This window comes from Roseomonas acroporae (genome assembly GCF_023223525.1).
In the GTDB taxonomy this organism is placed as follows: Bacteria; Pseudomonadota; Alphaproteobacteria; order Acetobacterales; family Acetobacteraceae; genus Roseomonas_E; species Roseomonas_E acroporae.
On sequence record NZ_JALPRX010000026.1, the window covers coordinates 38618 to 53335 of the forward strand.

Annotated in this window: 15 protein-coding genes; 8 read left to right on the forward strand and 7 right to left on the reverse strand. The window is 72.9% G+C overall.

Annotation, left to right across the window (positions count from 1 at the left end):
- Positions 1–387: 387 nt before the first annotated feature.
- Positions 388–786, reverse strand: coding sequence for a hypothetical protein (locus M0638_RS07180; protein WP_248666282.1), 399 nt, complete (start codon positions 784–786; stop codon positions 388–390).
- Between the two features lie 341 nt (positions 787–1127).
- Here M0638_RS07180 and M0638_RS07185 point away from each other — a divergent pair, with 341 nt between their 5' ends.
- Positions 1128–1427 (forward strand): hypothetical protein, encoded by a 300-nt coding sequence (locus M0638_RS07185; protein ID WP_248666283.1) that lies wholly within the window; start codon positions 1128–1130, stop codon positions 1425–1427.
- Between the two features lie 220 nt (positions 1428–1647).
- On the opposite strand, the gene uraD is transcribed toward M0638_RS07185, so the two are convergent.
- Both uraD and M0638_RS07195 read right to left on the reverse strand, forming a co-directional pair.
- On the reverse strand, positions 1648–2157 hold the full coding sequence (gene uraD, locus M0638_RS07190) for a 2-oxo-4-hydroxy-4-carboxy-5-ureidoimidazoline decarboxylase (protein ID WP_248666284.1): 510 nt from the start codon (positions 2155–2157) through the stop codon (positions 1648–1650).
- A gap of 181 nt (positions 2158–2338) precedes the next feature.
- Positions 2339–3550, reverse strand: coding sequence for an FAD-dependent oxidoreductase (locus tag M0638_RS07195; RefSeq protein ID WP_248666285.1), 1212 nt, complete (start codon positions 3548–3550; stop codon positions 2339–2341).
- Between the two features lie 528 nt (positions 3551–4078).
- Here M0638_RS07195 and M0638_RS07200 point away from each other — a divergent pair.
- Entirely contained in the window at positions 4079–5704 is a 1626-nt protein-coding gene (locus M0638_RS07200; RefSeq protein WP_248666286.1) for an ATP-binding protein, read from the forward strand.
- 121 nt (positions 5705–5825) lie between these two features.
- On the opposite strand, the gene M0638_RS07205 is transcribed toward M0638_RS07200, so the two are convergent.
- From M0638_RS07205 to M0638_RS07215, 3 genes are all read right to left on the reverse strand, one after another.
- Positions 5826–6281: a VOC family protein gene (locus M0638_RS07205; protein ID WP_248666287.1), complete on the reverse strand. Its 456-nt coding sequence runs from the start codon at positions 6279–6281 to the stop codon at positions 5826–5828.
- An 83-nt stretch (positions 6282–6364) separates the two neighbouring features.
- Positions 6365–7621 carry an acyl-CoA dehydrogenase family protein gene (locus M0638_RS07210; protein ID WP_248666288.1) on the reverse strand — a complete coding sequence of 419 codons (1257 nt, stop codon included), beginning with the start codon at positions 7619–7621 and terminating at the stop codon, positions 6365–6367.
- A gap of 100 nt (positions 7622–7721) precedes the next feature.
- Positions 7722–9173 (reverse strand): MFS transporter, encoded by a 1452-nt coding sequence (locus M0638_RS07215; RefSeq protein ID WP_248666289.1) that lies wholly within the window; start codon positions 9171–9173, stop codon positions 7722–7724.
- 410 nt (positions 9174–9583) lie between these two features.
- Between M0638_RS07215 and M0638_RS07220 the strand changes: the two genes are divergently transcribed.
- Entirely contained in the window at positions 9584–10399 is an 816-nt protein-coding gene (locus M0638_RS07220) for a TetR/AcrR family transcriptional regulator (RefSeq protein WP_248666290.1), read from the forward strand.
- A 63-nt stretch (positions 10400–10462) separates the two neighbouring features.
- Here the strand turns inward: M0638_RS07220 and M0638_RS07225 are convergent, their stop codons facing one another.
- Entirely contained in the window at positions 10463–10828 is a 366-nt protein-coding gene (locus M0638_RS07225; protein ID WP_248666291.1) for a hypothetical protein, read from the reverse strand.
- A 751-nt stretch (positions 10829–11579) separates the two neighbouring features.
- Here M0638_RS07225 and M0638_RS07230 point away from each other — a divergent pair.
- The 5 genes from M0638_RS07230 to M0638_RS07250 all read left to right on the forward strand — a co-directional run bounded on the left by M0638_RS07230 (position 11580) and on the right by M0638_RS07250 (position 14627).
- Positions 11580–12290, forward strand: coding sequence for a recombinase family protein (locus M0638_RS07230; RefSeq protein WP_248666292.1), 711 nt, complete (start codon positions 11580–11582; stop codon positions 12288–12290).
- A gap of 244 nt (positions 12291–12534) precedes the next feature.
- The gene (locus M0638_RS07235; RefSeq protein ID WP_248666293.1) at positions 12535–12885 is read left to right on the forward strand and encodes a hypothetical protein; all 351 of its coding nucleotides are present in this window, start codon (positions 12535–12537) and stop codon (positions 12883–12885) included.
- A gap of 548 nt (positions 12886–13433) precedes the next feature.
- Positions 13434–13703 carry a hypothetical protein gene (locus M0638_RS07240; protein WP_248666294.1) on the forward strand — a complete coding sequence of 90 codons (270 nt, stop codon included), beginning with the start codon at positions 13434–13436 and terminating at the stop codon, positions 13701–13703.
- Positions 13700–14017, forward strand: coding sequence for a hypothetical protein (locus tag M0638_RS07245; protein WP_248666295.1), 318 nt, complete (start codon positions 13700–13702; stop codon positions 14015–14017). Before M0638_RS07240 ends, M0638_RS07245 begins: the two co-directional genes overlap by 4 nt.
- Before the next feature lie 88 nt (positions 14018–14105).
- Positions 14106–14627, forward strand: coding sequence for a hypothetical protein (locus M0638_RS07250; protein WP_248666296.1), 522 nt, complete (start codon positions 14106–14108; stop codon positions 14625–14627).
- Positions 14628–14718: the final 91 nt, after the last annotated feature.

Here is a 14718-nt window from a genome sequence, read left to right on the forward strand (position 1 = left end):
AACGATCGTTCGTTCATTCTTCCTTCGGCGGCATGGCTCGTCAAGACCGCGGTTCGGCAGGGACGGCGTGGCCATTGAGACGCGCCGGGAGCCGCGGCCTGGCCGCCATCGGTCAGGAACGCTACCGCATGGTCGGCTGCCGGCGGTTTCGGGACGTTGTGTCGTCGTCCCTCCGGTGAAACGTCGGCGATGCGCCAGAGACGGTGCTTCCCGACAGACGTGACGGGTGGATCCGGCCTCCTCCCACCCGACGGCCCCTGTCGGCGCATGTCCTGGCGAACCGGCAGCGGCCTGCTCGACGGTTCCGGAATCACAGGCCGTCGGAATTGGCATCGAAGGCGGCACTTCGGGCGGCGTGCCGGCTGGAGCCGTTCCGGCCTGATACAGTCAGGCCGGAACGGCTCCAGCCTTCTGGATTTTCGCGTTTTCCGGGTCGCTGGGTGAGTACGGCCAGCTTGAAAATGCTCTATCGGCGCGCGAACGGAAGGCGATGCGGATCCGATGCACGAAACCGGCGTTGCAGGCGCCGCGCGACACGTCGGCGGCGTGCGTATGATTCGGGCCGACGCCTGAAACGCCCGGTCGCAGTGCCGGGAAAAACCGACTCGTCGAGTAGCCCGGACACGCGCCGGGAAACGGTAACGCCATCGCTGCCGATTGCCGGAACATGCCGGTGATCATCCGCGCAGGCGTGGTCGACGCATGCTCCGTCCTGCCGGACGCGATGTGGCTATCGTTGGAATATGATGCGCTGGTCTGGAAACTTTCCTGCCCGCGGATCGCCATCCTGGTTGCATGCGGACTGGCGCGTGCAATGGCCATGCCGATGCAACCAGTGTCGTTCGACCCCTCGCGATCGCTTCAACCACGCGTGAGATATCCCTGCAACGACGTTCGACCATCCTGCATTTTCATGCGCGCGCACGTATCGAAATCGTCGGGAAGTCGAAGGAGCGCATGCCAACGACGCCGCTCTGTGCTTCCGTGCGTGAATCGGAATTCCGCCGGCCTGGAAATGAATGAGAGTGAACATGCCAGCAGCACGCGATCGGATCATCTGCGCCGTTTCAGCCGACCGGCGCGAGGTCCGGATTCGCGTGTCGGGAGAGGAAACCTCGGTCCCTCCCTTGCCGGATCTCGACAGCCGCGAAGTGGACGCCCTGATCCGTCGCCTGATCGCCTGCCGCGAGGCGATGCTGCCGCCGATATCCCGCGGCGACCCGGCGCCGGGAACCGCCGTCCTCACCTCGAACGAGATGCGCTGGTGGGTCGAGCCGAGCCCGGTGCCGGGGCACGTGACCTTCTGCCTGCTGCATCCCGGTCTCGGCTGGATCGGCCAGCACATCACGCCGGGCGCGGTGGACAGGCTGGTCACCGAGATCCGCCAGGCCGGCACCCGCGAGACGCGTACCACGCGGCCACGATGACCGGCGCCGGCTGCCGCGCCACGTTCCCGCGCGACCGGGCTTTCGTCGTGGCGTCGCCGGCGCGGCCTGTCGTCCGTCGGCGGGATCGTGGCGGCCGCCGACGGTGCCGTGGCGCCCGTTCTGGTGTGCCCGTGCTGACGTGCCCGTGCTGACCTGCCCGTGCTGACGTGCGAGGAGCCGCGACGGGGCCGCGCCTGACCGGAAGGCCGGCGCGGCCGGCTCAGCCGGCGAGGATCTGGTCGAGCCGGCCGCGGGTGATGTGGCCGACCTGATCGAGGTTGTTATCGATCTCCTCGTCGCGTGTGAGGGCGAGCCGGCGCTGCATCTCCGCCTGCACCGACTGCCGCGTCGGGTGCAGTCGCAGGGCGACGATGCAGGGCATGTCGAATTTCTCGCGATAGGCGGCGTTGATCCGCTGCATCAGGTCGAACTCGTCGCGCGAGAGCCGCGTGAAGCCCAGCCGGTTCTGCTCGCCGGTCGACTCGGCGGTCAGCACGCCCTCCTGCGCCTCCTGCCCGGCCAGCTCGGGATGGCCGCGCAGCAGCGCCATCTGCCGCTCCTCCGGCGCGGCGCGCACCGCGCCCAGCATCGCCTCGTGCAGCGCATCGACCGAGGCGAAGGGGCGCGCCGTCCAGGCGGCCTCGGCCACCCACGGCGCGTGCTCGAACACGCCCCCCAGGACGTCGATGAATTCGGCGCGGTCCAGTCCGTTCAGCGTCGGCAGGTCCATCGTGGGCTCCGTATCGGCAGGGCAGGGACGGCGAGGCAACGGGGATGCCAGCCCGGCATGGCCGCCTGACATGCCATCGGGGTCGGCCGGTCGCCAGCGCGCGTCGCGCCCCGGCGGAGCGTCGGGGCCGCCGCCGGAACGGTGCACCGGGGGGAGGGGCAGCGGGGGGAGGGGCAGCGGGTCAGGCCGCGTCGGCCGGCAGGTTCGGCAGCATCCCGGGTTCGGGCGGCCCGCCGTAGAGGCGGCGCAGCGCGGGCCGGAGGGCGGCCGGATCGCCGCGGGTGCGCTCGGCCGCGGGGGCGCCGGGCAGCAGCGTGCCGGACAGGTCCCAGGAAAGCCGGCGCGCGAATTCGAGCCGCTCCCGCCGCAACAGCTCGAAGCGGGCGGGCACCGCCTCGGGGGCATCCGCATGCGCCAGCAGCGCGCCGAGCATCAGCGCATCCTCCACCGCCTGCGCGGCGCCCTGGCCGAGGGTCGGCACCATGGCGTGGGCCGCGTCGCCGATCAGCAGCAGGCGCTCGCCCGGCCGTCGCAGCGGCGGCACATGACGGACCCAGCCCCAGTGGAGCGTGGCCATGTGCCGCGCCAGGGCGTCCAGCATCCAGCCGACCGGCGCGCAGGCCGGCCGCCCGGCCGGGACGAACAGGGCCCGCTGCGCCGCCGCGCTCCGCAGCCAGGCGGGCAGGCCGCTCTCCTCCGTGGCGGGCGGGGGAAGCCCGAAGGTGCCGGTGACGCAGGCCAGCCCGCCCGGCAGCCGGAAGCCCAGCAGCCGGTTGCCGCCGTTGAACCACTCGCCGACATCGTCCAGCGGGCAGTCCCGATCGGCCGGCACCTGCAGCCGCCAGACGCAGACTCCGAGGCGCGAGGGCGGTGGCGCCCCCGCCGCGAGGTCGCGCAGCCGGCTGTAGCGCCCATCGGCCCCGATCAGCAGGTCGAAGGCGCCGTGCCGCACCAGCGCCCCGTCGTGTCTCGCGAAGACCGGCACCGGCCGGCCCGATCCGTCCGTCTCCAGCGCCTCCAGCATGTGCCCGTGCCGGACCGCCGCCGCCGGCGAGGCACGCAGTTGCGCCTTGAATTCCGTCCAGCCGATGCGCAGCCCGGGCTCCTCGGCCAGCGCCTCGAGGTCGAGCGACATCAGCGGCGTGCCGTCGGCGAGGGCGGCGGTCCAGCGTCGCAGCGGCAGCGAGACCGCCCGCAGCGCCGCGTGCCGCGCCGGCAGGTAGAGGCGCAGCGCCCGCAGCGCGTTCGGGCCGAGGCCGAAGCCGGTGTCCAACGCGTCGGCCTCGCCCTCGCGTGCCCGCTCGAAGGCCAGCACGTCGATGCCCGGCCGCCCGGCCAGGCTCTCCGCCAGCAGGCTGCCGGCGATTCCCGCACCGATGATTCCGATCCTCAATCGCGACACCCCCCCGGCCGCGGAACGGCGCCGGGTTTGCCGTCCGGATCGCCCTCGCCACGCGGCGCCGTCCCGTGACCGCCGGTCGGCCGACGGCCTGGCGATTCCCGCATCTCCCTGTCGATCCCGCTGCCTTCCAAGCCTTCGCTTCCCCCTCCGGCCGGGCACGCCGGCGGGCGGCCGGCACCATCCGCGCGACGTGCCGTCCCCGAGCCGCTGGCCGGCACCGCCGGGACATGGTTTCGGGAACGTTTCCGCAGTGGTTTCTGCAATCGGCGGGCCAGGAGGGAGGCGCGCCGGGCGGGGGCGGCGGCCGGGCAGGGTTCGGGGCGACGGCGCCGGTCGCCTCGCCACGAGGCGGGAGAGGCGCGGCCGGCCGGGGCGCCGCCGCCGTTTCTGCACTTCTCTTGGGCAACTGTTCCAGGCAAGCGGCATAACGCCACGGCGCATTGATCGGATCGGCCGACGGGCCCAAATTGGCAGGGCGGTGCGGGTTTCTTCCCGATCCGTACAGGTACGGAACCGCGCATGACGTCGTCGCCCGCGCCCCCGCCCACGCCACGCTGCGGAGAGGCCGAACGGCTCGCCGCGCTCGCGGCCTGCGGCATCCTGGACACCGCGCCGGAACCCGAATTCGACGACCTCGCCAGGCTGGCCGCCGGCATCTGCGAGGCGCCCGTGGCGCTGGTGAGCCTGATCGACGCCGAGCGGCAATGGTTCAAGAGCGCCGTCGGCCTCGGTGTCCGCCAGACCCCGCTCGACACCTCGATCTGCGCGCACGCGATCCATCACGAGGCCCCCTTCGTCGTCCCCGACACCCTGCGCGATCCGCGCTTCGCCGGGATGGCCGTGGTCGTCGGGCCACCGCGGCTGCGCTTCTACGCCGGCGTGCCGCTGCGCGACGCGGCCGGGGTGGCGATCGGCATGCTCTGCGTGCTCGACCGGGAGCCGCGGCCGCAGGGGCTGACGTCATGGCAGGTCTTCGCCCTGACCGTGCTGGCGCGTCAGGTCATGTCGCTGATCGGGATGCGCCGCGCCGTCACCGCCGCCGATGCCGGCCTGGCCGAGAGCGAGGCGCGCTACCGCGCCCTCTACCGCCGGACGCCGACGCCGCTGCACTCGCTGGACCCGCAGGGCCGGCTGCTGGCCGTGAGCGATCGCTGGCTGGAACTGCTCGGCTACGGGGAGGAGGAGGTGATCGGCCGGCCGCTGACCGACTTCCTCGACGAATCGGCCCGGCGCGATTTCCCGGGGACCTGGGCGCGCATGCGGCGGGAGGGAATGCTGCGCGGGCATCCCGCCTGCTTCCTGCGCCGTTCCGGCGAGAGGCTGGAGGCGCTGGTCTGGGCCCGCGCCGAGACCGACGCCGAGGGCCGCTTCCGCCACAGCGTCGGCTGCCTCGTCGACGTCACCGGCCAGCGGGAGCTGGAGGAGGCGCTGCGCCAGTCGCAGAAGCTGGAGGCGCTCGGCCAGCTCTCCGCCGGCGTGGCGCACGACTTCGCCAACGTGCTGCAGGCGACGATGGGCGGGCTGGCGGCGGCCGAGGCGCGGCTCCACCAGCCGGACCGGGCCCGCCAGATCCTGCGCATGACGCGCGATGCGGTGGAGCGCGGCATCTCGCTGGCGCGGCGCATGCTCAGCTTCGCCCGCAAGGAGGCGACGGCGCCGGAGGCGGTGGAGGTCGCCGCCGTGCTCGACGGGCTGCGCGAGCTGCTCGGCCGGGTCGCCGGGCCCGGGGTCCGGGTCGTGGTGGAGGCGCCGGCGGCGCTGCCGGCGGTGTCGGCCGACCGTTCGCAGCTCGATCTCGTGCTGCTCAACCTGGCGATCAACGCGCGGGACGCGATGCCCCGGGGCGGCACGCTGTGCGTCTCGGCCTGCTGCGTGCCGCCGGAGGAAGAAGCCCGCGAGCCCGGCCTGCGCGCCCCGCATCTGCGCCTGGCGATCACCGACAACGGCGTCGGCATGCCGCCCGAGGTGCTGGCCCGTGCCGGCGAGCCGTTCTTCACCACCAAGTCGCGCGGCCAGGGCACCGGACTCGGCCTGTCCATGGCGCGCGGCTTCTGCGAGCAGGTCGGCGGGGCGCTGCGGATCGACAGCCGTGTCGGCGAGGGGACGACGGTGGCCCTGCTGCTGCCCTGCGCGGCGGCGGACTGAGCGCCTCGCGCGGCCCCTCGCGTGGCCGGTCGTCTCGCCGGGCAGGGTGTCGCGCGGGAAGCGGCCACGCGGCCCTTCCCGCGCGGGCGTGTCGGGCGCTGCCCGGCACGCCCTGCCCGGATCAGGCCCTGACCTTCTCCACCTGCACCACCTCCTCGACCTTCCGCGTCGCCGCGTCGGGCGGCGTCTCGGCGCTCGGGAAGTTCAGCTCCACCGCGACGCCGTCCGGGTCGTGCATGAAGATCTGCGTCTGCCGGTCGCGCGGGATCACCCGCACCTCGTGCCGCACGCCGCGCGCGTCGAGCCGCTCGCGCATCTCCTTGAGTCCGGTGCAGGAGAAGGCGATGTGGTCGAACAGCCCGGTGGGGCCGGGCTCGCGCGCCGGGCCGCCCAGCTCCTCCACCTTCGGCCCGATCAGGTGCACCGTCGGGTTGCCGCCGCAGTAGAGCCAGTAGCCGGGGAAGGCGAGCGGCGGCCGGTAACCGACCTCCAGCCCCAGCAGGTCGACGTAGAAGTCCTTCGTGGCTTCCAGATCGACCGGCTTGATCGTGTAGTGGTTCAGCGCGTTCAGGCCCATCTGGCCGTCTCCTCGTTTCCCGTGTCGCGGCGCCGGATCCCGCCGCCGTGGGGGCGGCGCCGCTGCCCTGCCGCCGACGCCGCTCAGAGAGCGCGCGCCGGAACCGCCAGCCCCAGCATATGCTGCCCCACCGACTCGAAATGCGCGAGGCGTCCCTGCAATTGCTGGGTCACGGCGTTCACGTCGCGGAAGCGGCGCTCGAAGGGGTTGCTCTCGAAGATCGCCGTGGCGCCCGCCTCGCGCCAGCAGACCGAGACCACCGCCGCCGCCTCGTGGATCGCCCAGGTGGTGGCCATGCGGATCGCGGCGCGGTGGTCCATCGGCACGGCGTCGGCGTCCAGCGTCGCCTCCCACGCCTCGCGCAGCGCCTCCAGCAGCCCGGCGCGGGCGCCGCGCAGCCTGGCCTCGGCCTGGGCGAGGGTGCCCTGCAGCACCGGGCTGTCGCGCAGCGAGCGGGCGGCCTGGCTCGGCGTCTTCTTCCGCGCCAGGGCGACCAGCGCATCCAGCGAGGCGCGGGCGAGGCCGAGCGCCACCCCGGCGAAGCCGGCGGCGTAGAGATGCGTCGAGGTGAAGCGGTAGAGCGGGCCGGGCGCGAGCTCCGTCCGCACCGCCTCGCGGTCGTACACGTAGCCCTCGGGCACGAACAGGTCGGTGACGGCGTAGGTGTCGCTGCCGGTGCCGCGCAGGCCCATCACCTGCCAGACGTCGCGTATCTCGGCCGCCGCGCGCGGGAACAGCGCGGTGCGTTCCAGCGGCGCCCCGTCCGGGCCGCGCCGGGGCGTGCCGTCCGCGTCGAGAAGCTGGCAGTGGCCGCCGAGGAAGTTGGCGTGCCGGCTGCCGCTGGCGAATTGCCAGGTGCCGCTGACCAGCCAGCCGCCCTCGACCGGCCGCACCCGCCCGGCCGGGCCGAAGCCCCAGGCCAGCGCCGCGCGCGGATCGCCCCACACGGCGCGCGCCACCTCGGGTGACACGCTGGCGGCGCTCATCGAGCAGCCGGAGGCCTGGTTGACGCACCAGGCAACGCTGCCGTCGCCGCGGGCGAGCTGCTCGATCATCCGCACATGGGTGGCCGGGTCGAGCTCGTCGCCGCCCTGGTCGCGCGGGATCAGGCAGCGGAACAGGCCGGCCGCGTGCAGCGCGTCCAGCACCTCCGGCGTGATGGCGCGCTCCTGCTCGATGCGCGGGGCGTGGGCCTCGATCAGCGGCACCAGCGCGCGGGCCAGGGCGACCGGGTCGCGCGGCGCCGGGGCGGCCGATGCGGCGGCCAGCGGGGTGCCCGGGCTGGCGAAGGGGAGTTCCACCACCTCCGCGCGACGCTTCAGGTCGAGGGGGGCGTTCATGCCTGGGCCATCCCTTTCCGGGAACGCTTGATCCGAGGCAGGCCGGAAGGCGTGCCGGGGGAGCGGGCGGGAGCGGCGCCCGACCGCGGGGCGGCGGCGCTCACGCGCCCACCGCCGGCGGGCGCGCCGCCTCGGCGGTGACGGCCATGGCGCCGGCAGGGACACCGACCGTCGCGCCCGCCGCGGCGCCGCCGGTCAGCGAGCGGTCGATCTCGCCGATCGAGCGGCCCCGCGTCTCGATGCCGAAGAAGAGGAACATCACGCCCACCAGCGCGAACCAGCCCGCGAGGTAGAGGAAGGCCGGCACGATCTGCTCCACCGTCGCCTCGGGCTTGATGACGTTGGAACTGCCGACCACCAGCGCCAGCCCCAGCGGCCCGATGATCTTGCCGATGCCGCCGAAGCCGTAGGCCGAGCCCATGCCGGTGGTGCGCAGCGAGGCCGGCCAGACCTCGGCCGCGTAGGGGCCGATGATGGCGAAGCCGCCATCGACGAAGACATAGGCCGCGATCAGCAGCAGCCAGAAGGCCGAGACGCCGAAGAGGACCTCGTTGTGGTAGAGGCCCGCCAGCACGATGAAGGCCGCGCCCGCGAAGCCCGCGAGCCCGCCCGAGGCGCGTCGGCCGATCCCGTCCGACAGCCAGGAGAACAGGAAGCGCCCGGCGAGCCCGCCCAGCGTGACCAGGATCATCAGCGAGGAGGCCTGCGCCGGCGGTACGTGCAGCAGCAGCACGAACAGCGTCGGCGCCCAGAGGGTGAGGCCGTAGGAGCCGGTCTGGCCGCCGAGGTTGGTCAGCCAGGAGACGGCCAGGCTGCGCGGGTGGCGGAACAGCTCGCGCCAGTCGGACTCCGGCGGCGTGGACCGGGCCTCGGGCAGCGGCAGGCTGCGCGGATCGACCTCCAGCGCCCAGGCGACGGAGCGCCGCGCCTCCTCGCGCCGGCCCTGGCGCAGCAGCCAGTGCGGCGATTCCGGCACCCACATGCGCACCAGCAGCACCAGCAGCGCCGGCAGCACGCCGACCGCGAACAGGCCGCGCCAGCCGATCAGCGGCGCCAGCAGCGCCGCCAGCACGGCGCCGAGCATGGTGCCCACCGGGATGAAGGAGGTGACCAGCCCGCCGATGCGGCCGCGCTTGGACTTCGGCATGAACTCCTGCACCAGCGGCAGGTCCACGCAGTAGAGGCCGCCCACGCCGAAGCCGACGACGAAGCGGAAGGCGGTGAGCCAGAGCCAGCCGCCATCGGGCGTGAAGGCGAGGGCGCCGGTGGCGATCGAGAAGTTCAGGATGGTGGCGACGAAGACCGGGCGGCGGCCGATGCGGTCGGCCATCCGGCCCCAGAACACGGCGCCGAGCATGGCGCCGATGCCCGAGGAGAGCAGGATCACCGCCGACTGGCCGAAGGTGAGCTGCCACGGCCCGACCACGAAGGCGAGCACGAAGCCGATCAGGAAGTAGTCGAAGAATTCGAGCATGTCCCCGAGCACGGCGGCGACGACGATGCGCCGCTGGTTGCCGGTCAGGGTCGTGCGCCGGTCGAGCGCCTCCAGCATCCGCGTTCCTCCCCCTGTTTCCCGACCACCGGGAGGACGGGCGCGGCGGGTGCGTCCCGTCCGGTGCCGTGTCGCCCTGGTGGCGGCGGCCGGCCTCGGCCTGCCGGACCCGGCCGCGCGGCGGCCCCGGGGCGGCGCCGCCACGATCGGGTGGAGGCGCGTGTCGGGTGCGGCGTTCGGGTTCGATAGGGGGCTGGTTTTATCGGTCGCCTGACCAAATCTCGCGCGCGTGATTGTTCCATGTCAAGGCGGATCGCCGGGCGGTGCGCTCCGCTGCCGGCGGCCGGGCGGCGCGCCGCCGTCCCGGTCTTTCCTCTTGCCTGCGGCAGCGGTGCTGGCGGACGAAGGGGAGGGATGCACGCGACCGGAGACATGTCGCGGCGGGCGGGCAGGGCTGGAGACGCGACTTGATGGCGTATGCGAGAGAGAACGCCTTTCCGGCGCGGCATGGCCCGGAAGGGATCGGGCCGGACGGCGAGCGGGCGGGCCGGCCGGGCAGCCGGGCGACGGGGAGTCCGGGCCAGGCGGCGGGAAGTCCGGGCGGCCGGTCGGGCGCCACGCGCGAGCGCATCCTCGACACGGCGCAGGCGCTGTTCGCGGAGCAGGGCTACGCGGCCACCTCGACCCGCGCGATCGCGCAGGCGGCGGGCGTGAACCTAGCGCAGCTGCACTACCACTTCGGCTCCAAGCGGGACCTGTTCAAGGCGGCCTACCAACGCGGCGCCGAGCCCGTCACCGAGGCGCGCCGACGCCATCTCGACGCGGCCGAGGCGGCGTGGCCGGGCGGCGACATCCCGCTGGCCGAGCTGGTGCGCGGCTTCGTCGCGCCCTTCATGCTGAACGGCGCCTCGCCGGAGGGCAGCGCCACCATGCGGATGCACGCGCGGCTGAACACCGAGCCGGAAGGGCTGGGCGGCGAGGTGCTGAGCGCCGTCTACGACGAGACGACCCTGGCCTATGTGGAGGCCTTCGCCCGCGCCCTGCCGCATCTGCGGCGCGAGACGCTGTGCTGGCGCCTCTACTTCATGATGGGCGCCTACCGCTACACGCTGCTGCACACCGGGCGGCTCGAGATGATGTCGCGCGGCGCCTGCGATTCCCGCGACTTCGAGGCGGCGATGGCCGAGATCGTGCCCTTCCTGTGCGCCGGGCTGGCGGCGCCGGAGGCCGGCTTCCCGGTCGTGGCGGAACGGCACGACGCGGCGGCGGGACGGATGAGCGGTTGAGCGCCTGGCGTGGACGGCGCCCGGTCGGGCGGTTCGAGTGGCCGGCCCGTCGTGGGGCCGGCGTCAGCCCGGCCCGCGCCCGGGGCCGGCGGCGGGATCGCCGCCCGCTCGATGGCCGGGCCGGAAGGACGGCGGATCGGCGAAGCGCCGCCGCTCCGGCACGCCGTCGAAATCCGCGGGCAGGGCGGGGGTGGCGAGATCGATGAGCAGGTCGAGCGGCGGTCGCCGCGCCGCCCGACGGGCCACCGCCGCGGCCACGGTCGCGCGCGCCGCCGGCGGATCGGCCACGCCGCAACAGGGCAGGCGCAGCGCCAGCAGGTAGTCGGTGGCGTCCGCGAGCGCGTCCTCCGGCGCCACGCCGCGCCGGACCAGCGCGAGGAATCGGTCCACGATGGTGGTGGCGACGGGACAGGCCGGTGACGTCTCCATGGCCGCCTCCGCGGGATCGGGGTTCAAGGAAGCGGGAAGGGGATGCCGCGCCGGGGCGGCGGCACGGTCATCCGGCCCGGGGGCCGCGGCGGCGCGAGTCGCCATCCGGTGGGGGCGAGGCGGGAATCGCTGGAGCGGGCGGCGGGCATGGGGGGAGCCTAGCCCCAGAAAGAACAGAAAGTGAACAAAATTCGCGCGAGGAAGGACGCGCGGGCGCGATGGCCGAGCGGCCCGGCGGCACGACGCCTCCTAGCGAGGGAGCGGTCGGTCGCGGTTCTGCGATGTGACCGGATCACCGGCCTTCCAGGGGGGGGGCCGGCCTTCCAAGGGGGAAGGTGGTGCTGCCAGAGAGGATTGAAGACTATCCCTTCCGGAAGAATCTGCGCAAGATCAGTAGGTTACGAAGACTGCTGACGCCAGTTTTGTACCAGGGCCGTGGGCCGGCGGCAATGGGCCGGTGGGGCAGTTTCCCGCCCCATGCCCGCCACCTCCCCGGCGCAAGTACCGTTACCTCGGCGGGAAGGGGGCGGGGTCCTTCAGGGGCCTGGGGGGCGGAACGACAACGACAACAACCCTTTACCCGGTTTTTGAAGTCGATCCCGGGAAGAAGCCCCGTGGGGGTCGGTCGCCAGATGGGACCCGAACGGCGCCGCCGGCCGCCGCCGCAGGGCGGTGCGCAGCAGCCGCAGCTTGACCGCTGCCCCCGTCTACTGTACTCAAATCTCAAGATAAAGGTACGGGAACGGTGCAAGTGGCCAGCATCAGCAAGGCATTGGGAGAAGAGAAGACGGAACAGGACCGGCGGGCATTGGCGTACCTGCGGACCAGTTCTGCGACCAACGTCGCCGGGGACAGCGCACCGCGCCAGCGGCAGGCCATCGCCGAGTACGTCGCCCGGACCGGCCTGGAGCTGGTCGCCGAGTTCCATGACGCGGCCGTCTCCGGGGCGGACCCGCTGGACCAGCGCGAGGGCTTCGCGCGGCTGCTGGCGGCGGCCCGAGAGCAGGGCATCGGGACGGTTCTGGTGGAGAACGCCAGCCGCTTCGCCCGGGACCTGATCGTACAGGAGACGGGCCACGCCATGCTGCGGCGGGAGGGGCTGGCCCTGATCGCGGTCGACGATCCGGACGCCTTCACGGCCGACACGCCCACCGCCCGGCTGGTGCGGCAGGTGCTGGGCGCCGTGGCCGAGTTCGAGAAGGCCGCGCTGGTCTCGAAGCTCAAGGGGGCGCGGGATCGCGCTTCCACCGCCGCCGGGCATAGGGTCGAAGGGCGGAAGGGCTATGCCGACACGGCGCCCGAGTTGGTCCGTGAGGCGCGCCGGCTGGCGCGGAAGTCGCCCAAGACGGGCAAGGCCCGGAGCCTGCGGGAGATCGCCCGTGAGCTGGCGGCGCTGGGCTACCGCACCGCTTCGGGGGCCGAGTTCTCGGCTTCCCAGGTCCAGCGGCTCTTGGGGCAGTAGGCGCAGGGCACGGCGATGGCATCCGGAGTGCGGACGTCATCCCGGTCCGGACCTCGATAGACGTTGGTATTCAATCTGGAGCGGAACGGTTTTGGAGAAGAAAATCGGTTTCCGGCTTCACAGACGCTTGTTCCACGAATCCGTTCCGAATTAGACTCGTCTCGGGCTTTCGCACGGCCTTCAACCCGAGAGGATCAAGACGCAACCCCGTCCCGGCGCATGCCGGCGAGACGAAAGAAAAGTCATGTCTGAACAAGACCCTACCGCCGAGACCCCCGCGCCCGACAACGTGATTACCTTCCCGCCCCGCCGCCCGAGCACCACGCCGGAAGAGCTTCAGGCCGGCTTGGAGTTCGCCGCCCGACATGGCTGCGAGGTGGGCGAGGAGAGGACCGAGAGCGGGGACGCTTGGCTGTTCGTTCAGCGGCACCCGAACATCGGCAACAGCATCATCGACCGGCGAGAGGATGGCCGGCTGCATGTGGACGATCCGTGGAACGAAGAGAGCGGCTCGTTCGACAGCATCGGGGAGGCGCTGACGGCGGCCCTGAGCGCGGCCGAGGGGCGCGGCCTGCGGGGGCCGGCAGCGGCGTGAGGCGGCCGGACCGGGGCTGAGATCGGGCGCCGCCCCGCCCTCGACCCGAGCGCCACGGACGGATTGATGCCTCACAGTGGAGCGGGCGCGCGCGCGATCTATACTACTGCGGCACTGCCGAACCGCTGTTCCGCGACGGCCTGTCCAATAAGGCGGCCCATATGAGAGAAGTGCGGTCGTTACGGTGACAGCTACTGGACACCCATGAGACGGGGGCGCCCGGCGCCAGGGTAGTCCTGGAAGCTCGTCGGCACCGACCGCCAGCGGCTGCCGCGCACCGCCCGCACCACGAGTGCCGGCAGGCCGCCAAGGGCCTTCCTGGCAGGAGGGCGTGAGGCGCATTCGGGCGCTGTAACACCCAGGGCACCTCCTTGAGGAGAGTGCGGTCGTTACGGGAACGGATAGGCGCCTACCCATAATGGGGCGCCCGGCCCTGCCAGCCCGACCCGCTCCACCGAAACCGCCGAACGCCTGCCGCCTTCCTGGCGCGCGGGCCGTCGGCGCTTGGCCGCATTCGCGGTCACCACCACCACCGAGAGAACAACACCATGAGCATCAACACGACCGCCCCGGCGGATGACTTCGCCGTGCCCGTCCGGACGGACGGCTTCACCGTGACCGTCCGGCTGACGGACGCCGCGATAGGGCACCTCGAAGACTTAGCCCTCCTGCTGGATGAAGCCTACCCAGATGCCGATGTGCCGGAAGACGATGTGCTGGTCCGGCTGGCGCTGGACATGGCCGCCGAGCAGGCCCGCGACCTTTTGACGCGGCTGCACCGATCCCGCGCCCGCGCGGCCCAGGCAACCGAAGCATGAGCCCGATCCCGGTCACGCTGCTGCCGGACGGCCGGGCGGTCCATGGCGAGCATGAGGCGAAGGGGCGGACCCCGATCCTGGCGCTGGCGCGGGTTCTGGTAGCCGCCGGCTTCGATCCAGGCCGCCCGGTCGAAGTATCCGGGGCCGATGGAAGGCCCGGGTTGCGGGGCCGGCTCGGCGCCATGGCCCGGCTGACCGTGACCGAGGGCGACCGAGAGGGGCCGCGCTTTGCGCTCTGGCAGCCGATGCCGGCCGACCGTCTCGCAGAGCTTCGAGAGATAGGCCGGCCAGCGGCCACGGCGGCGGCGCATTGACCGCCCGCCCGACACCACCGAGCCCGCCCCACGGCCCGCAGCATGACGCTGGCGGGCCGTCTTCATGTCTGAACTAGGAGATATCTCAATGACTTCGACCGATACCGTGATCGACCAGCCGTTATTAGCCGACGCCCTGGACGGCGGCCGTACCCGCCGGCCGTGGCGCTACCCCGCAAAGCCCCGCGTGCTGGAGCCGGTCGTGGAGCCGGTGCTGGCGGACGGCAAGCCGGCGCTGCGGGTGCAGCTTTCGGGCGGTCGGGCGGCGGCGCTGGGGGCGCGCATGCTGATTGACCGGGAGGACTGGGACCGCGTCTCGGCCAAGGCCGGCAAGTGCTGGACCCTGAGCACGAACGGTAGCGACAACGCGCTCGTCATCAGCACGGCGCGGATCGCCGGGCGGCTGGCAGGGCAGGACGGACCGAAGCCGAAGGCGGTGCTGGCACGGCTCATCGTGGGCGGCGCCGAGTTGCTCCGAGGGCAAGTCGTCCGGTATCGCAACGGTGATCCATGGGACCTTCGGCGGGCGAACCTGATCGCGCTGCCGCGCAGCGAGGCGCGGAGCTGGCGCCCCGACATGCCGAAGCCGGACATCGTGACCGTCCAGTGAGAGCAGCGGCGTAGCCGGAACGCAGTAGCGGCGCCACCGCCGCCATAGACCGAACATCACGAGTACCCGTCGAAGGCCCGCCGGCAGAACA